This is a genomic window from Streptomyces sp. NBC_00683, assembly GCF_036226745.1.
Classification (GTDB): domain Bacteria; phylum Actinomycetota; class Actinomycetes; order Streptomycetales; family Streptomycetaceae; genus Streptomyces.
In genome coordinates this window covers 5,977,330-6,001,717 of record NZ_CP109013.1, presented here as the reverse complement: position 1 = coordinate 6,001,717, position 24,388 = coordinate 5,977,330, and the positions used below count along the sequence as shown (strand labels likewise).

The window sequence follows — 24,388 nt, the reverse complement described above, 5'->3', positions numbered from 1 at the left end:
AAGAGAAACGAGGAAGGCCCAGGCTCCCGGTTCGGTACCGGAAGCCTGGGCCTTTGCCGTGGTTCCTGAAGGATGCCCAGAGGTTCGGGCCTGAGCGGTCCGCCTCGTCCGGCTAGAGCTTGATCAAGCTGACAAGGCTCTACTAGAACTTGCTGATCTCCCAGAAGCGGAAGACGGTCGACGCGTCCAGGGTCCATTCCAGACCGGAGACGTTGTCGTACGCCACCGCGTACTGCTTGCCCTGCCACAGCGGCAGGATCGGCAGGTCCTTCGCCACCGTGTCCTGGAGCTCGTCGAAGGCATCCTGGGTGGCGCCGCGATCGGCCTGGGCGGAGGTGCCCGGGATGATCCGGTCTGTGATGTCGTTGTTCTCGTAGCCGTTCTGCAGGACGTTGTCCTTGCCGAAGAACGGCTGGGTGAAGTTGTCCGGGTCGGGGTAGTCCGGGACCCAGCCCTTCACATAGACCCCGAGCTCACCGGCCGCGATCCGCTCCTCGTACTGCTTGATGGGAAGAGACTTGACCTGCGCGTCGAACAGTCCGCTCGCGTTGAGCTGCTTGGCGATCGCCCGGAACTCGTTGTCGGTGGCGGGGCCGTAACGGGTCGGCGTGGACCACAGCGTGAGCTTCACCTTGTCGGTGATGCCCGCGGAGCGCAGTACCTGTTCGGCCTTGGCCGGCTGCGGGCTCCCGCCGTACTTGTCGAAGAACGCGGTGTTGTGGGCGGTGATACCGGCCGGGACGATCGAGTACAGCGGGCTGGCCGTGGAGTGGTAGACCTCGCTGACGAGGGCATCACGGTTCACCAGGTACGCGATGGCCTTGCGCACGGGGAGCTTCCCGACAACCGGGTCCTTCATGTTGAAGACCAGGTGCTGCACTTCCGCGCTGGTGCCTTCGACGATGTCGATGCCCTTGTCGGCCGCGGCGCTGGATTCCTCCAGCTGGGCAATGTCCTGCGCGGCCAGACCACGGTAGGCGACGTCGATGTCCCCCTTCTGCAGCGCGGAGGCCAGCTTCTTCTGGTCGCCCCGGAAGAATTCGAGGGTGATGCCCGAGTTCTTCACCCGCGCTGTGCCCTTGTAGCCGGAGTTGACCGAGAACACGGCCTTCGACTTGTCGAGGGACTTCAGCGCGTAGGGCCCGGAGCCGACGGCCTTGCCGTCCTTGCGCAGGCTGTTCGCCGGGTACTCGCTGTGGTCCACGATGGAACCGGCGCCCGAGGCGATCTTGCTGGGGAAGGTGGCGTCGGGAACCTTGAGCCGGAAGACGACCGTACTCGGGTCCGGAGCGGTGATCTTCGCGATGGTGGAGAGCAGCGGCGCGGGGCCTGCGGGGTCGTCGATCCTGATCGCCCGCTCGAAGGAGTACTTGACGTCCTCGGAGGTGAGGCTGTTGCCGTTGCTGAAGGTCAGGCCGTCACGGAGCGTGCACCGGTACACCTTGTTGCCGTCCTCGAACGCACAGGACTTCGCCGCTTCCGGCTCCGGTATCGAGCCGGCTCGGGGAAAGCTGAGCAGTGACTGGAAGACGTTGTTGAACAGCAGCCAGGACCCCGGGTCGTAGCCCGAGGCCGGATCCGCGGACAGGACGTCGTCCGACATGCCCACGACGACCGATTCGCCGTGTTCGGCCGCGCCTCCGTCGGTCTGGGTGCCGCAGCCGCCCAGCAGAGCCACCGCGAGACCGGCCCCGATGGGAGCGATTGTCCGCCGTTTGAGTACGTTCACAGAACTGCCTCTTGATTTTCTGGCGGCCGCGCGGGGGGCAGTCATCGCTGCTCCTAGCCTCGGTCCGCGGTCCCCTCCAGGCATGCGGAGGCTCCGCAAATCCGGACCGGGGAGGTGAGCACCTTTGCCCCGATCATAAGGGTGAGGGGGAAGCCCCTCGTCTGCCCCCATTGCCTTGGCCAGCTGATCTTCGGCAGCCGGTGCCGCGGGGCGGCCGTCGGAGGCGACCCGCAGTGGTGCGGCCGGTCAGCTGGAGGGACGCCCCGCGTCGTGGTTCCGTTCGGCCACCGCTTGCGTGGCGGTTGCGTCAGGACGACGGCGGCAAGCAGTCGACCGCTGTCACACAGGTCTGCGAGACCCCTCAGTTGCGGTGAAGCATGCCCCTGCCAGTTGTCAGTGCGTGTCTTCCGGATGAGGCCGTGGGGCGGCGGCGGGCGCGGACCAGGTGGACGCCCTTCAGGGCGTAGACGGCGGTCAGGAGCGCGAAGCCGGAGAGGGCGAGCCAGAAGCAGGATTCCGACACTGCGAGAGACAGCAGCAGGCCACTCAGGAGCAGCGGGGAGCTGACGGTGTCCAGCAAGTCGAGACGCGCCTTGGAGCGCACTGCGGAGCCGGGTCCGCGCAGCCGGCTCCGAGGCAGTGAAAGCCCCGGACCGTAATCGGTCCGGGGCTTTCAAGGCGGTCACAACGTAGAAGCGGCTGAGCCGGTAGTTCGCTGGCCTGCGGGCGAGCCACGACGTGACCGTCGTTCCCCGTAGCCCCCTCTCGCTCTCGACCGGTCGGGCACGCAAGGGGCACACCACCCGGCTTGCTGAGCGGCTCGGCTAACCTGCGCGCGTGCGTGCCGAAGAGATCTCCACCTGGATCGTCGACCACGATGCTTCGATCAGCACGGTCGAGCTTGCTGCGGCGTTCGACGCCTATCTCTGCACCCTCCCCTGGGCGGGGCAAGGCATCGACTGGCGGGGGCTGCCATGCCGGACCCTCGCGCTCGATGGCATCTCGGACGATGAGGTAGTGCGTTGGGCTGGAGCGACGCCTACGGGAACTCACGACCACGTCCTGGTGATCGACTCTGCAACCGAACCCGGTGTCATCTGTGCTTTCGACGATGCCGTGCGTGACTTCGAGCTGCTGTCGAACCGCCCAGAGCTCTACATTTGCGGCTTGGACCTATTGGGCCCATCACCCGAGCCGATGTTTGAGCACTTCATCGAGCGTCGCTCGTTCATGACCCTCAACGCAAAGCTGTGAGCTACCGAGGCAAGCCGGATGCCCTCATCAGGCAGGGGAAGGAACAGCCATGATTCTTCGCGGGGTGCTCGAACTGATCGCCGGAGGGGGCCTGATAGTAGTGGCCTGCGACTACCGCAACGTAGCCCTATGGGTTTGGGATTGGGCGGATGTGGCGGTTACGCGGAGGTCCCGATGGGGAACGCCCTGGAAGAGCCCTGCCCGCATGCGAACCGGGTTCGGGATCGTGGGAGCCGTGTTCGTGGTGCTGGGTCTGGTGACCGTGTCGGGCTGACAGCGCGACCACCCGACCCGCCTCTGTTGCCCCATCCCCGTCAGGTCGGTAGACGGACACCCACCACGGAAGATCCCGAACCTCGCAGCACCGACCTGCCGCCTGCGTCCATCGGGACTCGCCAAGAAGCGGCCGCCATTGGTGTCAGCCGTTGATGTCATCGCGCGATGGCGGTCTCGACAGACTCTCGCTCTGCCGCAGCAGCGTGTGCGGTGCAACCGACATCGGCGGCCTGCCTTGCCTCGGTCTACCGCGCCCCCGTCCTGAACCACTTGACAGCCACTACGGCGACACCTGCGGCGGCAACGACCGCGACGACTACACCGATGACGTCTCCCGGGCCCAACAATCCGAACATCTGCGTCTCCTTCGCTGCCTTGTGGCAGTAGCCCGCGACACACGATCGTGTTCCGCGTGGAGATCAACATGGCAGCCAGTCCCCGCCTTTGGAAGCCCAAGCGGCAAGTCTTGAGGACCATCTGAGCTTGGCTCGTACCTGACGGGGGCACATGGCGGCCGAGGGACCGCCTGCGCGGAAGTATTCCGTTCGTGATGGAGAAGGGCAGCCGGATCGTCCACCAGGGCGGTGAGATCGACCCCGTTGGGTGGAGGGTGCTGGCGAACTGGTGCTTCACCGGCGGCCATTGACGTCAGGCAATTGCGGCGAAAGCCCCGGGGCGCTCAGCCACGCTGTTCGTCGGCGCTGTCACACAGTTGGACACTCACCGCTCAACGGCCAATCACCTACAAGGCCGTTGTCAGTGCCGGCCTTTAGGGTCTCAATCGCGCGGTCGGCTTCCGGGGGTTCCAGCTCTGAAGTGAATGGTTGCATCCCCGGCCTGTCTGGGGGCGGCCCGGAGAATCGTCCGGGACCTAACCGACGGTCGGGCTTCGTCGATGGCCAGCAGACCACCTGCCAGAGCCGACCGCGCACCTTCCTTCTCGTGGGCATCACTTGATCCGTAGCTCTATCCGGATCGGGCAGCAAACGTCACGCCGACCACGGCGAAGCGCCGGAGAGACGTCGGCGAGCGGGGGTGATTGCTGAGGTCTCGGTACGGCACTGCTGTGCGCCTAGTTTGGCTCGGTGGTCTTGCTGCTCCGGCGAGGTATCCCGCGGTAGGTGACCCGGAGGCTGACGAGAGCAAGCACCGCTCCGCCGATCGGCCGGCCCATGGAGCCTCCGTCGCGGTAGTCCCTGATGCCGTTCGCGAAAAGGAGGGCGGACAGGGCAGGAGTGAGCCATCTGGATCGCACGGTCAAGCGACGCTCGGGCCGTGAGCAATCGCCCCCGTGAACATCAGAACTGGCTGTCAGCCCGCCCCGGGATGCCTGTGGTCGCTCGTGTTGCTCGTTCGGATGCGCATCTCGTGCATGTTCTGGCTCAAATGTCCACGCTTGACCTCACGATGTGTCACTCCTCGTGAAGGTGAAAGAACATGCCGACGTACGTCACCTTGCTGAGCTGGACCGATCAAGGGATCCGTAACTACAAGGACACCGCAAAGCGCTCCGAGGCCTTCGGGTCAGCGGTACAGAAGCTCGGCGCGAAACTCCTGAGCATCTACTGGACCGTCGGTCCGTACGATCTCGTGGCCATCGTCGAGGCGCCCGACGACGAGACTGCCACGGCAGCACTCCTGCAACTCGGCGGGGTGGGCAATGTCCGTTCCACGAGCCTGCGAGCTTTCGGCCCGGAGGAGATGGAGCGCATCGTCGCCAAGGCGGCCGGCTGACGACCCACGCCGTTCAGGACACGCAGCGCGAGGTGGTGAGTCACCTGGTCCGGACGCTGAAACGGCAGCGTCCGGACCGCGGGTAACCACGTCCGACCATGATCGGTTGGGGGCCTTTGCACTAGTGGGCGCGGCCATAGTGTGTGAGAGCTCAGCACTAGGCTCCCCCGCATGAATTCCTCTTCGCCTCCTGGTCCCGCACCGCTCAGGCAGGAGCCTCTCGAGGAGCCGAGCGTCAAGGACGAGAACGACGATGCGCTGATCGAGAAGCTTCGTGCTCGGGCGTGCGATCCGGGACGGCGCTTCGACACGGCTGACGTTCCCGCTCTATGGATTTCCGAGCGCTATGGCAGCGCGCGATTGGAGCAGCGCCAGGACGTCATCAGGTCGTACTGCAGCGACGGGACGGTACAGCTCAAGTCCGACGTCGAGGAGGTGGCCGCCTACTACGCTGACGCTCCCCGCGGCCCACTGTTTCCGCCGCTCTCCATCGCGGATGCCGATAAGGCAGAACGCAGAATCGGACGCCGTCTTCCCGAGCTTCTACGGCGCGTCTACACCGAGGTCGCCGATGGAGGCTTCGGTCCCGACAGCGGTCTGGCCTCGCTCACCGACGGCAACCGGGCCCCGGGGCACCTGACTGACTGGCCGAGCGCGGTCAGCATCCATGAACGCAACCGTACAAGCGGAGTGCCGGCTACGTGGCTGCACCTCGCTTACGGCGGATGCACGATGGAGTGGCACCTCTCACTCACCGCGGTCGGTAACCCGGTACTGCTCTACGACGCCGACGGTTGGGTGCCCAACGGGGGCCAGGACGCGCACGACGGCCTGAGACACGCATCGTCCTCACTGCGTAATTGGCTATGGACCTGGGCGGATGGCGGAGACGTTTGGGATGAGGCACTCAACCGGTGAAGGCTCGCCATGGCAGGTGTCACCTTCTGATCTGTGGCTCTGCAGAGATCGGCCGGAGACGGTCGTACAGGTCGCGTTTCGGCTCCACGAGGACGCTACGGGGTGGGGGCGGTTGCTGTGTTTGCCGTACCCGGCTGCTGTACAGCGCCTGCCGTCTGGACTGTCGGCCTTCGACCTAAGCTGCGCCTATGTGGAAGGAAGCCGCTGCCGAAGCCTTGCCCGAAGTCGAGTTCCGGGCACCCGTTGACGCGACCGCTCTCGCTGAGGCAGTGCGTCGCCTTGGCCGAGACTTGCCGGCGCAACTCACTGCTTTGCTGATGGAGACGGACGGGATAGTCGGCGAGTACGGGACAGACGTCGTCTGGTCCCTGGATCGGATTTTGGAGCAGAACCTGCTGTTCCGGTCCCCCGATACGTTCCCGGACCTGTACATGCCCTTTGATCCGTTGCTGTTCTTCGGCGACAACGGCGGGGGCGACCAGTTCGCGTTCGTGCTGACGCCCGAGCGTCCGGACATCTTCGTCTGGGATCACGAGGATGACAGTCGGCTGTGGGCTGCGCGCGAGCTGAAGGACTACCTGCACCGTTCCCTCGCGGGCGATGGCGACTGGTACCGGTAGAAGGACATGCTGGCCTCTGTGTCCCTGGTTCGGAAGAGGCGTATGCGGCTGGCAGCTGCCTAGCCTCTCCCCGGCCTCAACGGAGCGCGATCGGCACCGCTGTTTCCCATGGGCCCCCGCTGCGTCCCGCTGGACCGGGCACGCAACGGGCACGGCCAGGCACTGTCCGGGGCGGATCACGCGACCGTCGGATTGTTCGTTCGTCGTTCCCGGCGTGGGGCGGGGTGATCTGACGAATGCCGAGCGTCTGGCTGGAGCCGTACCTGCCGGCGCCAGGCAGAATACGGACGCATGACACACCCCGCGGCGGACTGGTCGCAGCTCACACATGCGTACGGGCCCGCAGACGACATACCTGGCCTCTTCGCCCGTCTCAACGGCGGCAAGGAGGACGAGAAGGTCTGGCACGACCTCTGGTCGGCGCTTTGTCACCAAGGCACCGTGTACGAGGCGAGTTACGCCGCCCTGCCGGCCCTCGCCGACATCGCGTCTGGTCGCGCGCCCGGCGAGCGGAAGCAGGCGGTACTCATGGGCGGCTTGATCGTCGCCGAAGCCGACGCGACGCTGCGTGGCCGTTACGCCTCCCAGATCACTGAGTTGACGTCGGTGACCCACGCCTGCCTGACTGACGTCCCGGCCGACGAGCCGGAGACGTTCGTGTACCTCGCGCAGTGCCTGCTCGCCTTCGAAGGTGTGCCGATCTGGTCTCAGCAACTTGAACTGCTCTTCGAGGAGTTCGAGGCCGAGTGCTCTGAGTGCGAGGCGCTCACCTGCATTCTGCTGGGCGAATACGCGGACCAGAGTGACGCCGAACTGCATCCGGCGAGCCCGGACGAGCTGACCGGCGTCGGCGGCCGGATCTACAACATGGCGCGTGACGCCGGCCATGACCAGGTTGCCGCGTGGGTAACCCACCTCTTCGGGCATGCGAACTGTCCAGAGTGCGGAACAAGGTTCAGTATCCCGGTGTGTATTGCCGGCTAGGGACACCCTTACACGATGGTGCGCGCGAGGCAGTCGACCGAGCGGGCCGCGCTGAGCCACCCGCAATCGGACCTCGAGCGGCAGCGGGAGGTTGCGGCCGGCCTCGACCAGCTCGTACGGGCTCGGCGTGAAGGGGCGGATGACCAGGCTCCCGGCACGGATATGGCACGCAGACTTCTTCGTCCCGAAGCAATGCGAGCGACTGGGTAACCTGCGGCCAAACCGGTCGTGACCTAGGCGGACCGACCGCGAGTGTCCGTGATTGTGTGCCCGGGTACGGGGCCGTTCTAGCGCAGTTGGACGCTCAGCCGCATCTGGTGAATGTAGCCCGGGGTGTGCAGATCGAGTCGGGTGGAGGGCTTGGACTGCTACTACGGGCCATCGCCCCTGCCGGCCTCCGCCGACTACCCACCTCTGCTCCTATCCCGTCTGCCGTCGACCCACACTCCGTGGAGCGGGCGTGGTTCAGGGCGTCAAGGTGGAGCGCGCCACTGTACGAACGACCTTGACGCCCTATGCGCGCGACTGCTCGGCTCTGCCTGGGTCGGTGGTCGGGATGGGAACCCCACGACGCTCACCTCGAATCCGCCGACACCCACGAACGGCGCCCCTGCCATCCCGGAGTCTGAGCGCCCCCGCCGGAGGCATGCCCTTGGCCCGCGGATCGGTCTCGACTCATGCCCTCGGGCCTATTAAGCGGGAGCGGGCGAGCCCGGCGGCGTCCACGGTGAGCTCGATCATGACCCTCTCACTGTCCGGTGCGCTGGGCCTGCGGCCGTCCCTTCGACTCTGATCGAAATTGGTCGCGGTAGCAGGCCTGATTACCACAGTCTGGTGGTCCACAGTGTTGGGGCCTTGATGCTGCGGGAGAGCTGCGATGCGAGGACGCGAGGGATCACGGGAGGGCCGCAGTACCCGTATCCCTCAAGGCTGAAGCGCGTGCCACGAGTAGCAGTCGGTCTGCGGTGATCGTCAACGGATCACGGCACGAGAGAAGCGAGACGACCTTGCGCAAAAACATCGCGATTGCCTTGACAGCTGCGACGTTGATCGCCGGCACCGTAACCGCTCCTGCAGCCTTCGCCGGGGCTAGTAGCGCTCAGGCGTACACCTGTCGCTACTCCGTTTCGGGAGACAGGGCGTATGCCGGCTACTACAGCGGCAATACGGTCATCCCGAGCTCCAGCGGGGTGTCGAGTGCGGGCATCGAGGCTCAGTGCCTGCTCAAGAGGGCAAAATTCGACCCCGGCACGATCGACGGTGTCTTCGGGCCCAACTCCCGAGCCGCTACCAAGAAATTCCAGACCCTGATGAACAACGCGTTCGGCTACGGCATCGCCATTGACGGCATCGTCGGCCAGGACACATGGCCTGCGCTGCGGTGGTACGCCGAGTACAACGCCTGAGCAGCCGTCACCGTCCACGGCTCGGAACTTATTGATCAAGAACGCCGTCCCGGCGCCGTCGGCGCCGGGACGGCGGCTTACACGGAGTCGGAGCAAGCGGCCGTCGTCCGTGTCGGCGCCGGGCTCCACACACCCGCAAGCAGCAGGCCGGCCGTCCTGAGCCGGAGCACCCGCCACCAGCAGCAGTTGCCCGACGGCCGTGCTGCCGGACCACGACATGAGAGAGACGAGACGACATGCGCAGAAGCATCGCGACGGCTTTGACAGTCGCCACACTGATTACCGGCACCATCGCCGCGCCTGCCGCCTTCGCCGGCACCACCACCGCTCAGGCGTACAGCTGCGGCTTCGACGTCCAGGAGCCCTATGCGTACGCCGGCTACTACGAGGGCATGACGGTCGTTCCGAGCTCCAGTGGGGTGTCGAGTTCGGGCATCGAGGCTCAGTGCCTGCTCAAGTGGGCAGGATTCGACCCCGGCACGATCGACGGTGTCTTCGGGACCAACTCCCGAGCCGCTGCCAAGCGATTCCAGACCATGATGAACAACTCGTACGATTACACCCTCGCAACCGACGGCATCGTCGGCAGCAAGACATGGCCTGCTCTGCGAACCTACGTCTGCTACCGAGCGTGATCATTCGTTCCGCCGGCTCTGTGTACCTGCCGTATGCACGGTGAGTTCGAGCGCGGCCCTCCCGCTGTCCCATCCTGCTGATCCGGCTCGGCCGGGTCCGAGCTCGGTCGGCTGTGCGGAAGATCTTGTTCCCCACGGCTGGCCCAGGGCTCAGACCCCGGCATTTGCCCAGCTCGCCCGAACCTGGGTCGGCTGATGTCGGCGGCGGGCCCCAGGAGCAGGCGAGCACGGCCCCGTGTGGAGCTGGTGTACGGGGCTGACGTCTGGCCACTGGACGAACCACGTCGGGGCCCGGCAGATCGAGAGCTCCCGTGGGCCTCCTGGGGGCTGCACACCGGGCATCGGGTGACTGAGCGTTCGTTCTGGCACGGCTGGCTTTAAGAGCGCGTCAGTAGCCGGTTCCCTGCTTGACCTGGGCCCGCTCGGCTTCGTGGGTCATGCCCTTGTCGTCCAACGTGCGACAGGCGTCCTCGATGTCCTGACTGAGGCGATCGATCTGCTCCCGGCTCAGGGTTTCCTTGACCAGGGCGCGCATGATCTTCACCCGCTCCGCGTTGGGCGGGAGCGTGTACGCCGGCACCATCCAGCCGCGCTCGGCCGAGAGCTGCCAGGCAACGTCTGACTCGTCGTAAGCGTGCTTACCGGCGAGACGGAATGCGACCAGGGGCAGCTGCTCGAGGTCACTGCCGATCACTTCGAAACGGCCGCTGCTCCGCAGGTTGTCCGCCAGCGCACGGGCGTTCTCCTGCATCATCTTCATCACGTACGTGTAGCCCTGGCGACCGAGCCGGACGAAGTTGTAGTACTGCGCGAGCACCATCGACGCGCCGGTGGAGAAGTTCAGTGTGAACGTCGCGTCGGTCTTACCCAGGTAGTTCTCGTAGAACACGAGGTCCTTGGCCAGGTCGGACTCCTCGCGGAAGATCAACCAGCCGATACCGGGGTAGACCAAGCCGTACTTGTGACCCGAGACGTTGATGGAACGGACCTGTTCGAGCTGGAAGTCCCATTTGGATTCCGGGTAGAGAAAGGGCCATACGAAGGCGCCGCTGGCTCCGTCGACGTGGATCGGAATGTCGAGGTCCCGTTCCTTTCGGACGTCCCGCAGGAGCTTGTCGATGCCGACCACGTCATCCTTGTGGCCGGTGAACGTGGTGCCCAGGACGGCGACGACGCCGATCGTGTTCTCGTCGAGGTGGGGCTCCACGTCCTCCGGGCCGATCGTGTACTTGCCTTCGGCAAGCGGGATGATCCGCGGCTCGACGTCGAAGTAGCGGCAGAACTTTTCCCACACCACGTGGACGTCCCCGCCGAAAATCAAGTTGGGCCGGTCGATCGACAGGCCGGCCGCCTTGCGGCGTTCCCGCCACTTCCACTTCAGCGACAGCGCGCCGAGCATGATCGCCTCGGAGGATCCCTGGGTCCGGCATCCGGCTGTCTTGCCCGGCGCGTGGAAGAGATCGGCGAGCATGCGCACGCAACGCTGCTCGATCTCGGCGGAAATGGGGTACTCGGCGTGGTCGATGAAATTGCGGTGGAGGTTCTCGGCGATGAGCCGTTGCGCCTCCGGCTCCATCCATGTGGTGACAAATGTGGCGAGGTTGCGCTGTGGATCTCCCTCCATCGCGAGATCCACATCCACCAGCCTCATCGCGTCCGTCGCGGCCATGCCTACCTCGGGGAAGGCCTCCGAGGGAGCGGGCACGGTCAAGAACCGGTTACCGAACAGGGCCCCGTCGTCACGCTTGGTCATGCCGAGGATTCAAACAGCGCCGGTGCCTTCCTGCGCGAGGGACACGCTGAGGCAGGCAGTTGGGCACCACCAACAAACGGTCTCTCGGCCCCCAGGATTCCACCGCGCACTGGGTGGCTGCAGGGCGGGATCCGAGCATGGATCTGCTTGCTGCGGGATCTGTCGTCGGCTTCTACGGTAGGGCCCCTACCGGGACGGTCACCGCGGTTGCTTCGGCCTCGGCCCCCGGAGTGATGGGGCTTCGGCGTGCGGAACCGGTACAGCAGGACGAGGGCCACTGCGGGGATGGCCAAGTAGAGCAGCAGAACGATGAGGGCCTGCGTGGTGCCGTGACCGTCGAAGTAGATCGAGTTGCGGAGCAGGATGTACGCGTTGCGGGGTGGCAGGTACGGCCCGATGTAGCGCCAGAACGCCGGGAGGTATGAGCAGCCGCACCCAGTCACACCAAGGGCGACGGTGCTGTTGACAGCCGCTCAATACTGCTGCCGTCCGCCGTCGTTGATGTCAGTCGCGGATGTCAGGCTGCCCTCTCTGCCCCTCTCTGCTGCACTGCTGACCGTCCATCACATCGCCGTCAGCCCTTACCACATGAGGCTTCGACCATGCCATCCAAGGGTCACCAACAGCATCTTGAACATGTTCAACTTTTGTGCCAGGGTATCGAGGACACTTACACCGATGAGATCGGCACAGCAGGATGACGATCGCTCGTGCGGGCACGATGCTCGGCGTCGCAATAGCTGGCGGCGCGATGTGCATGCTGCTTACTGGTTGCTACAGCCTCGCCGTTGCGATCCACGATGCCCCGATGCCCCCGGGTACACCTCAAGCCGTCGCCGATGAGCAACTGGTCGGGGCTTGGCGGGACGAAGAAGGTGGGAGTGTCACCTTCGCCGCAAACGGCACTTTCGTTGCCAAGGGCATCTGCGGCGATTTCTCGGACTGGAGTGGCCAGCTTCCGGACCCTGTGGATTCCCACTCACTGAGTGGCAGCGGGTCGTGGAAATCGTCCACCTGGACTCCCCCCGACGAGTCCGAGCCCGTCACTGAAGTCACGATCCGCTTTTCCGGCTCAAAGAAGGTGTCTGGGCAGTACACGGCTGGAGGAACCGCAGGCTCGGTCAAGCTCTGGGTGTACATGGGCAACTTGGACAACTATGACCTGTGCGTCGCGAGCAGGTCTTCAGCGTCATCAACCACGGCTGACTGAACCGCATGACCAGTTCTCCTGGGTCTTGCTGCCGCTCTCTTTTCGGGGACAGCGACCGCCTCGATGCGAACTATCGGCACAGCGGTCACTGAGGGCTGTCGACGTGTCCACACGGGGGCTGGGGATCAGCTGATGGTCGCTGTGGTTGCGGTACTTCTCTGCTGTACTGCTGGCCCTGGGGCGGACCGATACGGGGCGGTGGAACGGTGAGCGTAGGCAGTCGCGGAGTGCTGGGAGTTGTGGGCACAGCAGCCGATGGAGTCGAGCAACTACGCACCGGACTGGTAGAGCCAGCCATCGCCCTTGGCTGGCAGGTGGCCGTGACCCTGACGCCGAATGCCGGCCGATGGCTGAGGGCAAACGGCGAGCTGCACCGACTGGAGGCACTGACTGGTCTGCCCGTGCGGGACACACCTCGTCTGCCGACTGAGCCCCGCCCCCACCCGGTCGCCGACTGCTACGTCGTCGCCCCGGCGAGCGCGAACTACGTTGCCAAGCTCGCGACGGGAATCGCCGACAGCCAAGCCCTGACGCAGGTAAGCGAGGCGCTGGGCACCATCGAGGTCCCAGTGGTGGTGTTCCCTCGGATCAACGCGGCCCATGCGCGGCACCCAGCATGGGAGGGGCACATCGAGACTTTGCGAAAGGCGGGTGTGGAGCTGGTGTACGGGGCTGATGTCTGGCCGCTGGACGAACCACGTCGGGGCCCGGCGGATCGAGAGCTTCCTTGGGCCGCGATCTTGATGGCAGTCCAGGCCTGAGCCGCGTCATGGAGCGCATCACCATCGCAGGTGTCCCCCTCTCCTGGCCAAACCCTCTGGTGGTGGACGGAGGGCTCGCGGCACCCCTCGCATCCAGAGCCCTCCGCCCTAGATACGTTACCGGTAGTTCCGTTATTATTCGTACTGGCCAGTAACCGTCGAGCCGCCGCAGTCCCTGTGATGCCGGTGCGGCACTGGTCTGACCTGAGCGGTCGCGCTGCAGCCTTGACCGGCCACCTTGCGATCGATCCACTCTGAAGGAGCCGCTATGCCCACGCTTGACCGTCAGGACAACGTCTTCGTTCTCGACCTCGGCGACGGCGAGAACCGTTTCCACCCCGACTGGATTGCCTCGGCCAATGCCGCACTGGACGAGGTGGAGAAGGCCGGAGGACCCCGCGCCCTGGTGACCGCCGCCACCGGGAAGTTCTACTCCAACGGCCTGGACCTGGAGTGGCTGTTCGCCCACGCCGACCAGCACCAGGGCTACGTCGTCTCGGTCCAGGAGCTCTTGGCGCGGATGCTGTCCCTGCCGGTGGTCACCGTGGCAGCTCTGCAGGGACACACCTTCGCAGCCGGCGCGATGCTCTCCCTGGCACACGACTTCCGAGTGATGCGCGCCGACCGCGGCTACTGGTGCCTGCCCGAAGCGGACATCAACATCCCCTTCACCCCGGGCATGTCCGCCCTCATCCAGTCCCGGCTGGCACCGCAGTCCGCCCACGAGGCGATGCTCACCGCCCGCCGCTACGCAGGCGGCGACGCCCTGACCGTCGGCATCGTCGACCGCGCAGTTGACGAGGACGCTGTCCGCACCACCGCCATCGAGATCGCCCAAGCTCAGGCCAGCAAGGCCGGCGACACCCTCGGCACCATCAAGGCCCGCATGTACGCCCCGGCTCTCGCCGCCCTGCGGGACACGACCAACCCCCTCGGCTAGACACGAATAGTGCACAGCTGTGGATGCCAGAAGGGCCCCACCTCCGGAAGTCCGGAGGTGGGGCCCTTCTGAACTGGTGCCCCCGGCAGGATTCCCACCTGCGACACCCGCTTTAGGAGTTCGGTTGGCGTCCTGGCCGTGGGTGGGGCGCTGCTGACGGCTGCTGCGGACAATCGAGTGCGACCGCCTCCGTCCGCCGTCGTTGATGTTGGCCGTGGATGTCAGACCAGCCTGGCATGCTGCGCCCGTGAGAATGCCATGGGCCGACTTCTGGGCGCTGATAGCCACCCTGAACGGCGAAGCAACTGAAGAGAGCTGCCGTCGCCTCGCTGAGGAGCTGAGCCGCCGCCCTGTCCCCGACATCATCGGTTTCGCGGAGCGCCTCGCCGAGGCCGTCTACCGCTTGGATCAAGAGAAGTTCGGCACCCTGCCGGTGGTCGACCTGAAGGCCCGGCTCGGCAGCCCGTTCCCGCAGTCTTCCGACGTGTTCCTGTACACGCGTTGCGCTGTGGTGGCCGCGGGGCAGGCCGTGTGGGAGAGCGTCTTCTTCGACGCCGACAAGTTCGCGCCCTACACCTCAAGCGAGTGTGACGGCGAGTGGCTGCTGTACGTGCCGGACAAGGCGTACGAGCTGGCCACCGGTGAGGAGTGGGACCGCTCGACCCGGTACTGCTTCGAGAGCTACTCCAATCGAGACGGTTGGCCAGACCTGCGGGACTGAGTCGCGCTACCGCTTGATCCGTGAGCGACCGTCGTCCCCCGCGGGTTCCCGCTCGTTCGGGCAGGCGGGCACGCTAGCCGCGCGGGGTGGGAACCTGCTGCCAGCCGTCGACCGACCTGGTGACGAACAGCACACGGTAGACCTCGCGGGTCCATACCGAAGCCCCTTCCACGTGCTCGGGGAGCTCCTCGAACGCTTCTTCTTCCGAGTCGTAGCTGTACTTCCGGCCCTTCGAGTCCCGGATCATCCATTCTCTGCCAGGCAGTCCCGCTAGTCCCATAGCCACGACGATCTTCCCTCCCCATTGGTGTGGGCGAGATCGTAGCCGCTGAGTCTCGGTAGTGGCCGACGATGAGCTTTGTGCTGTGGCCTCATCCTTATCAGGTCGGTTACACACCGCTGCTGGGCCAGGAGATGCAGTCGGTTCATCGGCCTCGGTGGTCGTCGGTGATCGGCCGTGACCGCCCGCGTTTGCTGCTGTTGGTGTCAGGCGCTGATGTCAAGAGAAGCGCCGGGCTGACTGGCACGACGAAGACGGCCTCGCCAGGTTCGCGCCGGAAGACTTGGCCGTACGGAGGAGAAAACGATGAAGGAGTGGACCGAAGATGAGTACCTCCTCTATGTGAACGCCAGGGAGGGTTCCTGCCTCTGGGAGATCCTGGCGGACCGTACGCAGAGCGAGGACGAGGAGCTCTGGAAGAAATACATCCCGGTCTTCTCCCAACTCATCGTGCGCTGGCAACGCCTCGGGTTCCTTAACGTTCGCCGAGGGCCCGAGTGGCCGGCAGCGTACGTCGGCGATGACGTTCCGACCGATCAGGTGGCTGCCCTCGTACAGGACCCAGCCAGCTGGAAGTACGAGGAGGAGCCGACCATCTTCATCGCGGTGACGGTCGGGGACCGGCCAATCACGGAACTGGAGGAGCACATAGGGGAATCTCCATGGACCAGCCAGTCCGACCAGCGATCTTGAAAACCGTCGTCGCAGCGATGTGACCGTGGGTTCAAATCCCACACCCACCACAGATGAACGGCCCCTGACCAGGTGATTCGGTCAGGGGTCGTTCTCATACGCGCTGTCCGTCAGTAACCGTGGTTCCCCGTCAGTTCCCGGCCGAACGGGCACGGGAAGGGCACGGATACTGCCTCGGCAACAGCGGGAGTCCTTAGGATGGTGGACGGGGCGGAGCTGTAGCGCAGAGGTCGTCGCGCGCGGTCTCCAAAATCGCGAGGACGCTGGTTCGAATCCGGCCGGTTCTGCCTTCTCGCCGTATCCGGCGAGTCTGCCGTGTACCAGACGGTACTGGTACTGGTTCGGAGTGTGGCCCTACATCGCTTCGTCTCGGGCCAGAATCAGGCTGACCGAACCCTCTTCGAGATTGATGCCGCCCTCAAGATGCTCGTGGTACCCGTCCCGGAGTTCGGGATCTGCGAGCCCTATGAGTCGCTCAGCCAAGTCGCGCAACCCTGCGGCATTGGCCACAACGGTGATTTCGGTTGCTGAGCCGTACACCTTGATCCTGGGTTCATCCATGAGGTCACGCTATAGCGGGCCTTCACCACCCATCTCAACCCACCACTCACCCCAGTTCGGCCGGCACCCGCGAACGGCGCCCCCTCCATCCCCGGAGTCTGAGCGCCCCCGCCCGAGGCACCTCTTTGGCCCTCGGAGGACCTCATAGCTTCGCTCGCATGCACGGAGCGCGCCGCCGGGCGCGGCCAGCCGGGGCGAAGACAGAGGCAGGCCGCGCCGCTGAGGCGGCGCGCGCCCGCGCCGTGCGCGGGTCTTGATGAAGTAGAGAAAGTTCTACCGCACGTGTGAGTGGTCCGGCCGGCAGAGTTCGACGACGCTCTAGCACGACACCTTGGCACGACACCTCCCCCCCGCTGAGAAACGAACAAGGCCCAGGCACCCGGTTCTGTACGGTGACCTGGGCCTTCGTCGTGCTTCCTGCTGGGTGGGCGCGGACGGTTTCGAACCGCCGACATCTGCTTTGTAAGCCTGGCGCCGACCGAAAACCGGTCTCGGCTGGTCATCAAACTCGCGAGGCCACCGGGCCCATCTACGCACACTGCACCACTACACACCCGGGTTGACCGCGGCTGACCGCTCCATCTGGCACGGAACTGGCACGTCTGCCCTCGGAATCGACGCCACCAAGGTCCCGGTCTTACGGACCTCTTGGGTAAATCGTGCTCCCACATTGCGCCCATGCCATCTTGCGTGCATCGGGAGCCTGGACGCACGGTTCAGGTGTTACTGCTCAGCGTGTTCGGCGCTCATCAGGGAGGGGCGGTACTCGTGGGCTCAGCAAGTGAATGGGCACGTGAAACGTTCGGCGATGCAGTTGGCGAACTGGTGGACTTGATCCCAGCGTGCCTCTTGCGGGCTCGCAACGGGCATGAGGGCGTCCACACTCAGGCGAGGACCCTGGTTCAGAGGTGACGGTTGAGCATACGTCGGTGCCGCACGTCGCACGCGGTGCTCGGCGAGAAGGCCGGCAGCGGGACGCCGACGACGCTGCGCGTCAGAGGTTGGTTGTTTCCTGGGCAGCACGCTGAACTACGCCGTTGGCAACATGCGCGCCCGGTTGTTGACTTGCTCGCACCAGGCGCGACAGGCGTCAGCTAGGTCGGTGAAAGTCCAAGGGCGGCGCGGAGGCGACCGCGCGCATCCAGCCGCCAGCTATCTCGGCGACGTCGCCTGAACCGCGACGCCAAGTAGCCACAGCCCAGAAGGTGATCAGGAGATCCGTAGGTCCTGGCGAGGTCGTCCGATCGTGCGGCATCATGATATTCGGACTAAGACTATGGTTGGAAAGAAGTGCATGTCTGAGACTGCGGTCGTTCCTGCGCGCGTTGCCGCTCGCCACCCCTCCCTCCTGTTGATGAGGAACACGCACGCTCGGCTCGCGAGTGTGGAGTTGTTCGCGGGCGCTGGCGGGCTCGCACTGGGTTGTCAGGAGGCTGGGTTCGACCCGTTGGCGACCCTGGAGTTAGACAAGTGGGCCTGTGACACGGTGCGACAGAACCAGGCCCGCGGAAGCGAGCTCGTCGCGAACTGGCACGTCGAGGAGGGCGATGTGCGGGACTTCAACTGGTCCCGCATCACCGACGAGGTGGATCTCGTCGCCGCTGGCCCGCCGTGCCAGCCGTTCTCCATTGGTGGCCGCGGCAAGGCGGACGACGACGAACGTGACATGTTCCCGGCCACGGCGGAGGCGATCGCCCACCTGAGGCCCCGCGCGTTCATCATCGAGAACGTGAGGGGTTTGGCGCGCCCGAGGTTCGCCGACTATTTCCAGTACATCCAGGCCAGGCTTTCGCTGCCCCTCCTCGCCGCGAAGCCCGACGAACTGTGGGGCGACCACCTGCGGCGGCTCCGGGCGGCAGGCGAGGACGTCACCAACCAAGAGTTGGCCTATCGGGTCACCCCGGCCTTCGCGAATGCAGCGGACTACGGCGTGCCGCAGCAGCGCCAGCGCGTCTTCCTGGTCGGTTTCCGTAACGATCTCGACGTGACCTGGGAATTCCCGCATGTCACGCACTCGAGGCGCGCGCTTCTGCATGCTCAGTGGACAACTGGCGAGTACTGGCAGGAACATGAAGTGCCCAAGGCGAAACGCCCGGAACGGCCTAACGTCCCCATACCTGCGGAACTGCGGCCAGACGAGGTCCAAGCGCGCTGGCGCACCATACGCGACGCGCTGACCGGTCTTCCAGAGCCAACGGTGATAGGTACTGCGGGCGTCCTCAACCACGTCCTTCAACCGGGAGCTCGTTCCTACCCTGGTCACACCGGCAGTCCGGTGGACTGGCCCGCGAAGACGCTGAAAGCAGGGCGTCACGGGGTCCCCGGCGGCGAGAACATGCTGCGTGAGGCGGATGGCTCCATCCGCTACTTCACGATCAGGGAAAGTGCTCGCTTGCAGACCTTCCCGGATGACTACGAGCTGCATGGCCCTTGGGGCAAGGCGATGCGCCAGCTCGGCAACGCGGTCCCAGTCGAGTTGGCGCGGGTCGTGGCCGACAGCGTCCGCGCCGCCCTGCGCGCGGAGGGATCCGAAGCATGACGGAGACGGAGACGCGACCCGGCACCCTCAATTTGACGCCCTCCCCCCGGATCTTGGAGATGATCGCGGAGGTCGACCTCCAACTTCACCAGTGTCTATGTGAGTTGATCGACAACTGTCTCGACGAACTCGTCGAGGCCACCCGTGTCGATGAAACGCTGGAACCTCGAATAGACATCACCCTGCCCACCGCGGGCAAGGTGAACCGGGGTGCCAAGGTCGTCGTGAGCGACAACGGCCGGGGGATGTCTCCGGCGGAGTTGCGGTACGCCCTGAGCGCCGGCACGTCGGGGAAGCAACGGTTCGGCAGCCTCGGCCTGTTCGGCATGGGCTTCAACATCGCCACGGCCCGCCTTGGCACGATAACGGAGGTCCGTTCGGGACGGCGTGGCGACGACCAATGGATCACCGCCACCATCGATCTTAGAGAGATGCAGCGACGGTCGTCGTACGAGGTGCCCCTACGTTACGAGCAGAAGGATCCCGACGAGCACGGCACTCTCGTCTCGGTGACGAACCTCCGCGAAGACGTAGTCGTCAAGTTGAAGTCGGCGAGTTCGATCCGGGAGGTCAGCAAGAACCTAGGGCGGATCTACACGTACATGCTTCGTGATCCCGACGGCCCTCATTCGGGCGCGCAGTTGATGGGCGGTTTGAACCAGCGCCTGTACGTCAACTCTCGCCAGGTGCCCCCTCTCGTGCCGTGTATCTGGGACCCGACCCGGTCGGTCATGTACAAGGCTGCGGAGGCGCCTGCTGCGAACCAAATCCACGTGCCACTCACCAACGCCTTCGCCTGTATGAACTGTGGGCGCTGGTACACCTCAAGGTACGACCGGTGCGTCGATTGCGAGAGCACTGACATCGAGGAGCGTGAGCGCCGGATCGTGGGCTGGCTGGGCGTGCAGAGGTTCGCTGATAAGTCCGACTTCGGTCTGACGTTTCTCCGGAGCGGGCGCGCGATTACGACAAGGGACAGGTCTCTGTTCGACTGGGAGGGGCCAGACGGAGACATTGAGCTGGAGTATCCGATCGAACTCGGTATGGGCCGCATCGTCGGCGAGATCCATCTCGACCACGCGCCGGTCAACGTCCGCAAGACCAATTTCGACACGTCGTCACCGGAGTGGCGATACATGGTCGAGAAGGTACGAGGCGACCTGCCCTTGCGTCCACAGCTGGCCAAGCGCCTGTTCAATCGCGAGAACGACTCTCCGATGAGTCGGTTCTTCAACGCCTTCCGGGAGAACAAACCGGGTGTCCGGTACCTCATGCCGGGCAACGGCAGTACCGCCATCCATAATGAGGCGAAGAGATGGGCACAGAAGTTCCGCAGCGGGGATCCGGAGCATCAGACCGACGATAAATGGTACGAGGCTGCGGCCGATCATGATCGGGTCAAGAATGGGCCACCGCCGGAGCCGGCACCGCCCTCCGACGAGGATGACTGGCTCAAGGGAGAGGGGCTTGGACATCTAGGGACGGCGGCGGACGACGGCGACGGCCACTCACCGTCCCAAGATCAGAAGCAGCCGGAACCAGCCGCGGAGACACGGCCGGAGACCGAGGAGCAACGCTTCGCGAGGTACAGGGAGCACGCGACGCTGCTTCCCGACACTGACCGTGAAGTTCGCCTTGGTACCGCTCAGGCGATCCTTCGCGTCTACGTCACGTCCGGAGTCGAACTGCTCAAGGACGGTCAGCGGCAGCCAGCGGTGGTTCGGATCGTAGCTGGCGAGGTAGAGATCTACGTGGACTCCAATACCACGCTGATCGCGCGGTACGGGTGGTCCCCACTGAACGTCGCGCTCGTCTGCGCGGCACCGCAGTTGAAGAGCGTGTACTCCGTATCGGGCTCCATTGACGGATTGGTGACCTCGATCCTCGAGCAGTTCCCGGACCGGCGGGTGGACTCCAGCGCGGTGCGTAGTCGCGCGGAGATGCTGCTGGAGGGCTTGCGAGATCGGCTCGCCGATCTCACCTCGAAGGACGCGGCCACGTTTTGGTCCGCCCTGTCCGGTCAGTCGAAGAGGGCCGCCGAGTCGTACGCCATCGCGGTGGCACCGGACGTCGATTGGAAGGCGGCGGTGGAAAACGGAGAGTTCGCGCGCTACCTGGGAGTCGAGGGCGTCCTCGACCTCGTCTCGAGCGGTCCCGAACTGGTACTGGACGGCGGGTTGTTCCGCACCACTTACGCTGCGCTCGGCGAGGAGACGCAGGCGGACCAAGTGGCCCGTGTTAGCGCCTTCCTCACCGACCTTAAACGGATGGTGACGGGCCCACCCCTGCAGAACACCTTGGAACTGTCCCGCCTGCTCCTTACCGCGGACCTACTAGACGCGGAGATCGTTCAGGCATGAACAGATCGTTCCTAGAGTCGGCCTTCCTCGTTGAGGAAGGCCCGAAGGGCTTCACGCGCCAGCTGGAGCGGTTGCTCGGCCTGATCTCGTTCACGGATGTGGTCAACATCGATGGTCCCGGGGATAAAGGTGCTGACCTCCTTGGCCGACTCAACGGTGAGGATTGGATCTTCCAGTCGAAATGGAAGAAGTCGGGCAATGTGGATCGCGATGCCGTGGACGAAACCCACGCGGCCATGCGGCATTACGCGATTCACCGAGCGGTCGTGGTCACCAATCGGGCGTTCACCCAGAAGGCCAAGAACCGGGCGGACGCACTGAGGGACGTCGGAGTCAACGTGACCCTCTGGGACGGCCGACGGCTGGCGACGATCTACGATCGCGCTCCGGAGAGAGTCACACCGTTCAACCTCCACCCCTATCAGGACCGTTCCGTGGAAGCGGCCTGGGCCGCCCTAGAGGACACCAGCGAGGCACTCATCTACCTCGCTACGGGCCTTGGCAAGACGGTCGTCGCCGGCAGGTTGCTGCGACGATTCCTCCTCGCCAACCCAGGAGCCAAGGTGCTGGTCACCGCGCACATGATCGACCTCGTGGAACAACTCGAACGGGCGATGTGGCGGGACATCCCCAAGGACGTGCCGACCCGTCTGCTGCACGGCGATTCGAAACCCGATTCCCTGCCAGGCGTCACCTTCGGCGTATCGAACACAGCACGTGACTACATCCAAGCGGGCTACGCCCCCGAGCTGGTGATCGTGGACGAGGCGCACCACGTGGGGGAGACCGGGAACTACGCCACGATGATGGGTCTGCTACCCAAGGCCAAACGGATGGGTGTGACGGCCACGCCCTGGCGGGGCGACCGATACGACATTGAGCGGACCTTCGGCGAACCAGTCGAGCGGGTGTCCATCTCGGAGGGCATGAGACTGGGCTACCTCGCTGACGTGAAGTACCGCGTGTTCGCCGACAACATTGACTGGGACTTCGTCCGCCACGCCTCCGAGCACGGCTATTCCATCAAGGACCTGAACAAGCGTCTCTTCATCCCCGAGCGGGATGAGTCGGTTCGGGGACACCTCGAGAAGGTCTGGGACCAGACCACGAACCCGCGGGCCATCGTCTTCTGCCAGACGATCGAGCACGCCGAGCGGATGCGCGACCTGCTCGCCCGACGGCCCGGCTGGGAGCGGTCCGAGACGCTGCACGCCAGGCTGAAAACACGGGAGCGGCGGGCACGGCTGCTCAACTTCCGTACAGGAGAAGTGCCCATCCTCGTCGCCGTGGACATCCTCAACGAAGGCGTCGACGTGCCCGACGTCAACATTCTCTGCTTCGCGAGGGTGACCCACAGTCGACGCATCTTCGTGCAGCAGCTCGGCCGCGGACTCCGCCTTCGCAAGGGAAAGACCCACGTGGAGGTACTGGACTTCGTTAGCGACATCCGACGGTTGGCCGAGGTATACGACATGCGAGAACAGGTATCCGAGGGCGAGATCGAGCAGGTATCAGTCGGACGGAACCAGTTCGAGTTCGAGGACCTGAGGGTAAAGGGACTCTTGGACCAATGGATGGCCGACGTGGGTGACCTCGGGGGAGCCGATGACAACGTCCGTTTGGAGTTCCCGCCCGTCGAGGGGGGCTGATGGCGACCCTGCCGGAACCGATCCGCTTGGAGATCTTCGCGGAGCTAGCCCGCCACTTCGACGCCATGCGTTGGGAGGAGGTCTCTTCGCCCGCAGCGACGGAGATGTACGACCGGTTCGTCAAGGATCCCAAGATCGGCGGGCGACTCGCTAGGTTCTTGCCCACGGAGAAGATACGCCCGTGGATCAAGGACGGACCGGCGAAGCAGTACCGTCGGGCGCTCGAAGGTGTCGGGCCGATGGCTCAGATGACGAGACGCGAGTACCCCGGTCCGCAGTCGGTCGTACGGCTCGCCATGGGCTCGGGGTGGACCCTCCGCGCGCAGACACTTGACGTGAAACCGATGCGTTGCCTCGCCGATGGCCCCGATAGTGAGTCGGCCTTCATCACCTGGGGCCCAATGAGCAGCCTGCAGGGCATGGTCTGGCACGCTTGCCTACGCCGGGCGGAGTCCGAGTCGCAATTGATCACCATCGCCGTCACCAAGCCCAACACCGCACCGCTGCCCGACGACGATTGGCGCCTCTCGCTCTCTCTAGCCACCATCTTGAGAGCACGATGCGAGCAGATCACCTACGCGGTATCTCGGAAGGCGACCGCCGACGCACGGACCGTCTGATCACTTCGTCCTCGATCTTGTCGGCTACCTCGACCGGGTCAGCGTGCTCCCAAAAACGAAGAACGGTCCATCCCGCCAACGTGAACTCCCTGGTGGAGTCCTGATCACGACGTTGATTCTCAGCGATCTTGGCCGCCCAAAACTCCTTCCGGTCCCCCTTTGCCGGCCGAAAGTGCTCCGGACAGCCATGCCAGAAGCACCCGTCGATCAGGACAGCGACTCGCTGCTTTGTGAAGGCAATGTCGACCGTCCGCTTCAATGTGGGCACGGGCTTGAAGTTCACCCGGTACCGGAGACCGCGCCGATGCAACTCCCGACGCACTTTTATCTCGGGTGCGGTGTCGCGCCCTCGGATTCGGGACATACGCGCACTGACGACCGGGTCGACACCCGCAGACATCAGACCCCTCCACTCGAACTCTTAGACTCCAGCGGCGACCTCGACAGTTCACACGTCCGTCAGACGCCGACGAGATCCGCTAGAACGAAGTCCGCGACGAGGTCGACGGTTGCATGAGGCGAAGCGAGGAACCGGTCGTCAGGCTAACCCCGACTTCAGCCCGTCTCCCCGGCACCGAAGGCCAGCCGGCGGGCACTGAACCGCTCCGGGGCTGGTGGAGGCGGTCTGCCCCGCCGCCGATTCCTCGGGCGGGCGCTTCCGGTCGGAAGGTCGCCGAGGTAGCCAGGATCCTGAACATCAGCGAGTAAACCAACTTCAGCTCAGTCCTCTTGGTCCGGCCTAGCT

The 24,388-nt window shown here is 64.9% G+C and carries 22 protein-coding genes and 1 tRNA gene; 17 read left to right on the top strand and 6 right to left on the bottom strand.

Annotated elements, in window-relative coordinates:
• Nucleotides 1-142: 142 nt before the first annotated feature.
• Nucleotides 143-1,774 carry an ABC transporter substrate-binding protein gene (locus OG257_RS26735; protein WP_443054488.1) on the bottom strand — a complete coding sequence of 544 codons (1,632 nt, stop codon included), beginning with the start codon at nucleotides 1,772-1,774 and terminating at the stop codon, nucleotides 143-145.
• Nucleotides 1,775-2,090: 316 nt separating this feature from the next.
• Nucleotides 2,091-2,309 carry a hypothetical protein gene (locus OG257_RS26730; RefSeq protein ID WP_329211488.1) on the bottom strand — a complete coding sequence of 73 codons (219 nt, stop codon included), beginning with the start codon at nucleotides 2,307-2,309 and terminating at the stop codon, nucleotides 2,091-2,093.
• Nucleotides 2,310-2,566: 257 nt separating this feature from the next.
• Between OG257_RS26730 and OG257_RS26725 the strand changes: the two genes are divergently transcribed.
• The 7 genes from OG257_RS26725 (at nucleotide 2,567) to OG257_RS26690 (ending at nucleotide 9,556) form a co-directional block, all read left to right on the top strand.
• Complete coding sequence (locus OG257_RS26725; protein WP_329211486.1) at nucleotides 2,567-2,983, top strand: hypothetical protein; 417 nt, start codon at nucleotides 2,567-2,569, stop codon at nucleotides 2,981-2,983.
• A 1,713-nt stretch (nucleotides 2,984-4,696) separates the two neighbouring features.
• The gene (locus OG257_RS26720; protein ID WP_329211484.1) at nucleotides 4,697-4,993 is read left to right on the top strand and encodes a GYD domain-containing protein; all 297 of its coding nucleotides are present in this window, start codon (nucleotides 4,697-4,699) and stop codon (nucleotides 4,991-4,993) included.
• 171 nt (nucleotides 4,994-5,164) lie between these two features.
• Nucleotides 5,165-5,911, top strand: a complete 747-nt coding sequence (locus tag OG257_RS26715) for a hypothetical protein (RefSeq protein ID WP_329211482.1) — start codon at nucleotides 5,165-5,167, stop codon at nucleotides 5,909-5,911.
• Between the two features lie 188 nt (nucleotides 5,912-6,099).
• The gene (locus OG257_RS26710) at nucleotides 6,100-6,531 is read left to right on the top strand and encodes an SMI1/KNR4 family protein (RefSeq protein WP_329211480.1); all 432 of its coding nucleotides are present in this window, start codon (nucleotides 6,100-6,102) and stop codon (nucleotides 6,529-6,531) included.
• Nucleotides 6,532-6,822: 291 nt separating this feature from the next.
• On the top strand, nucleotides 6,823-7,515 hold the full coding sequence (locus OG257_RS26705; RefSeq protein ID WP_329211478.1) for a hypothetical protein: 693 nt from the start codon (nucleotides 6,823-6,825) through the stop codon (nucleotides 7,513-7,515).
• 965 nt (nucleotides 7,516-8,480) lie between these two features.
• Nucleotides 8,481-8,921 (top strand): peptidoglycan-binding domain-containing protein, encoded by a 441-nt coding sequence (locus tag OG257_RS26695; protein WP_329211476.1) that lies wholly within the window; start codon nucleotides 8,481-8,483, stop codon nucleotides 8,919-8,921.
• A gap of 236 nt (nucleotides 8,922-9,157) precedes the next feature.
• On the top strand, nucleotides 9,158-9,556 hold the full coding sequence (locus OG257_RS26690) for a peptidoglycan-binding domain-containing protein (protein ID WP_329211474.1): 399 nt from the start codon (nucleotides 9,158-9,160) through the stop codon (nucleotides 9,554-9,556).
• A gap of 388 nt (nucleotides 9,557-9,944) precedes the next feature.
• Here the strand turns inward: OG257_RS26690 and OG257_RS26685 are convergent, their stop codons facing one another.
• Nucleotides 9,945-11,309 (bottom strand): glutamate decarboxylase, encoded by a 1,365-nt coding sequence (locus OG257_RS26685; protein WP_329211472.1) that lies wholly within the window; start codon nucleotides 11,307-11,309, stop codon nucleotides 9,945-9,947.
• Between the two features lie 697 nt (nucleotides 11,310-12,006).
• Here OG257_RS26685 and OG257_RS26680 point away from each other — a divergent pair.
• The 4 genes from OG257_RS26680 (at nucleotide 12,007) to OG257_RS26665 (ending at nucleotide 14,941) form a co-directional block, all read left to right on the top strand.
• The gene (locus tag OG257_RS26680; protein ID WP_329211470.1) at nucleotides 12,007-12,519 is read left to right on the top strand and encodes a hypothetical protein; all 513 of its coding nucleotides are present in this window, start codon (nucleotides 12,007-12,009) and stop codon (nucleotides 12,517-12,519) included.
• A 239-nt stretch (nucleotides 12,520-12,758) separates the two neighbouring features.
• A complete protein-coding gene (locus OG257_RS26675; protein ID WP_329211468.1) occupies nucleotides 12,759-13,280 on the top strand; it encodes a flavoprotein in 522 nt (173 codons plus the stop codon).
• A 268-nt stretch (nucleotides 13,281-13,548) separates the two neighbouring features.
• On the top strand, nucleotides 13,549-14,220 hold the full coding sequence (locus OG257_RS26670; RefSeq protein WP_329211466.1) for an enoyl-CoA hydratase-related protein: 672 nt from the start codon (nucleotides 13,549-13,551) through the stop codon (nucleotides 14,218-14,220).
• A 253-nt stretch (nucleotides 14,221-14,473) separates the two neighbouring features.
• Nucleotides 14,474-14,941, top strand: a complete 468-nt coding sequence (locus tag OG257_RS26665) for a DUF4240 domain-containing protein (protein WP_329215370.1) — start codon at nucleotides 14,474-14,476, stop codon at nucleotides 14,939-14,941.
• Between the two features lie 73 nt (nucleotides 14,942-15,014).
• On the opposite strand, the gene OG257_RS26660 is transcribed toward OG257_RS26665, so the two are convergent.
• Nucleotides 15,015-15,188 (bottom strand): hypothetical protein, encoded by a 174-nt coding sequence (locus OG257_RS26660; protein WP_329211464.1) that lies wholly within the window; start codon nucleotides 15,186-15,188, stop codon nucleotides 15,015-15,017.
• A gap of 339 nt (nucleotides 15,189-15,527) precedes the next feature.
• Here OG257_RS26660 and OG257_RS26655 point away from each other — a divergent pair, with 339 nt between their 5' ends.
• Together OG257_RS26655 and OG257_RS26650 are read left to right on the top strand one after the other, a co-directional pair.
• A complete protein-coding gene (locus OG257_RS26655; RefSeq protein WP_329211462.1) occupies nucleotides 15,528-15,914 on the top strand; it encodes a hypothetical protein in 387 nt (128 codons plus the stop codon).
• A gap of 212 nt (nucleotides 15,915-16,126) precedes the next feature.
• Nucleotides 16,127-16,201: transfer RNA gene (locus tag OG257_RS26650), tRNA-Trp, on the top strand.
• Nucleotides 16,202-16,268: 67 nt separating this feature from the next.
• Here OG257_RS26650 and OG257_RS26645 read toward each other — a convergent pair.
• On the bottom strand, nucleotides 16,269-16,475 hold the full coding sequence (locus tag OG257_RS26645) for an Imm32 family immunity protein (RefSeq protein ID WP_329211460.1): 207 nt from the start codon (nucleotides 16,473-16,475) through the stop codon (nucleotides 16,269-16,271).
• Between the two features lie 1,384 nt (nucleotides 16,476-17,859).
• Here OG257_RS26645 and OG257_RS26640 point away from each other — a divergent pair.
• The 4 genes from OG257_RS26640 to OG257_RS26625 are packed head-to-tail and all read left to right on the top strand — an operon-like array spanning nucleotide 17,860 to nucleotide 23,643.
• Nucleotides 17,860-19,014 carry a DNA cytosine methyltransferase gene (locus OG257_RS26640; protein ID WP_329211458.1) on the top strand — a complete coding sequence of 385 codons (1,155 nt, stop codon included), beginning with the start codon at nucleotides 17,860-17,862 and terminating at the stop codon, nucleotides 19,012-19,014.
• Nucleotides 19,011-21,374 (top strand): ATP-binding protein, encoded by a 2,364-nt coding sequence (locus OG257_RS26635; protein ID WP_329211456.1) that lies wholly within the window; start codon nucleotides 19,011-19,013, stop codon nucleotides 21,372-21,374. The genes OG257_RS26640 and OG257_RS26635 overlap by 4 nt, the downstream gene beginning before the upstream one ends.
• Nucleotides 21,371-23,023 carry a helicase-related protein gene (locus OG257_RS26630; protein ID WP_329211454.1) on the top strand — a complete coding sequence of 551 codons (1,653 nt, stop codon included), beginning with the start codon at nucleotides 21,371-21,373 and terminating at the stop codon, nucleotides 23,021-23,023. The genes OG257_RS26635 and OG257_RS26630 overlap by 4 nt, the downstream gene beginning before the upstream one ends.
• Entirely contained in the window at nucleotides 23,023-23,643 is a 621-nt protein-coding gene (locus OG257_RS26625) for a hypothetical protein (RefSeq protein WP_329211452.1), read from the top strand. The genes OG257_RS26630 and OG257_RS26625 overlap by 1 nt, the downstream gene beginning before the upstream one ends.
• On the opposite strand, the gene OG257_RS26620 is transcribed toward OG257_RS26625, so the two are convergent.
• Complete coding sequence (locus OG257_RS26620; RefSeq protein WP_329215368.1) at nucleotides 23,594-24,007, bottom strand: very short patch repair endonuclease; 414 nt, start codon at nucleotides 24,005-24,007, stop codon at nucleotides 23,594-23,596. The two genes, OG257_RS26625 and OG257_RS26620, sit on opposite strands and share 50 nt — an antisense overlap.
• Nucleotides 24,008-24,388 lie beyond the last annotated feature (381 nt).

Coding starts and splice junctions, on each gene's coding strand:
- OG257_RS26660 (WP_329211464.1), bottom strand. CDS start 15,188: ATGATCCGGGACTCGAAGGGCCGGAAGTACAGCTACGACTCGGAAGAA.
- OG257_RS26655 (WP_329211462.1), top strand. CDS start 15,528: ATGAAGGAGTGGACCGAAGATGAGTACCTCCTCTATGTGAACGCCAGG.
- OG257_RS26625 (WP_329211452.1), top strand. CDS start 23,023: ATGGCGACCCTGCCGGAACCGATCCGCTTGGAGATCTTCGCGGAGCTA.
- OG257_RS26635 (WP_329211456.1), top strand. CDS start 19,011: ATGACGGAGACGGAGACGCGACCCGGCACCCTCAATTTGACGCCCTCC.
- OG257_RS26645 (WP_329211460.1), bottom strand. CDS start 16,475: ATGGATGAACCCAGGATCAAGGTGTACGGCTCAGCAACCGAAATCACC.
- OG257_RS26735 (WP_443054488.1), bottom strand. CDS start 1,774: ATGACTGCCCCCCGCGCGGCCGCCAGAAAATCAAGAGGCAGTTCTGTG.
- OG257_RS26715 (WP_329211482.1), top strand. CDS start 5,165: ATGAATTCCTCTTCGCCTCCTGGTCCCGCACCGCTCAGGCAGGAGCCT.
- OG257_RS26670 (WP_329211466.1), top strand. CDS start 13,549: ATGCCCACGCTTGACCGTCAGGACAACGTCTTCGTTCTCGACCTCGGC.
- OG257_RS26665 (WP_329215370.1), top strand. CDS start 14,474: ATGCCATGGGCCGACTTCTGGGCGCTGATAGCCACCCTGAACGGCGAA.
- OG257_RS26710 (WP_329211480.1), top strand. CDS start 6,100: ATGTGGAAGGAAGCCGCTGCCGAAGCCTTGCCCGAAGTCGAGTTCCGG.
- OG257_RS26720 (WP_329211484.1), top strand. CDS start 4,697: ATGCCGACGTACGTCACCTTGCTGAGCTGGACCGATCAAGGGATCCGT.
- OG257_RS26630 (WP_329211454.1), top strand. CDS start 21,371: ATGAACAGATCGTTCCTAGAGTCGGCCTTCCTCGTTGAGGAAGGCCCG.
- OG257_RS26685 (WP_329211472.1), bottom strand. CDS start 11,309: ATGACCAAGCGTGACGACGGGGCCCTGTTCGGTAACCGGTTCTTGACC.
- OG257_RS26690 (WP_329211474.1), top strand. CDS start 9,158: ATGCGCAGAAGCATCGCGACGGCTTTGACAGTCGCCACACTGATTACC.
- OG257_RS26705 (WP_329211478.1), top strand. CDS start 6,823: ATGACACACCCCGCGGCGGACTGGTCGCAGCTCACACATGCGTACGGG.
- OG257_RS26680 (WP_329211470.1), top strand. CDS start 12,007: ATGACGATCGCTCGTGCGGGCACGATGCTCGGCGTCGCAATAGCTGGC.
- OG257_RS26620 (WP_329215368.1), bottom strand. CDS start 24,007: ATGTCCCGAATCCGAGGGCGCGACACCGCACCCGAGATAAAAGTGCGT.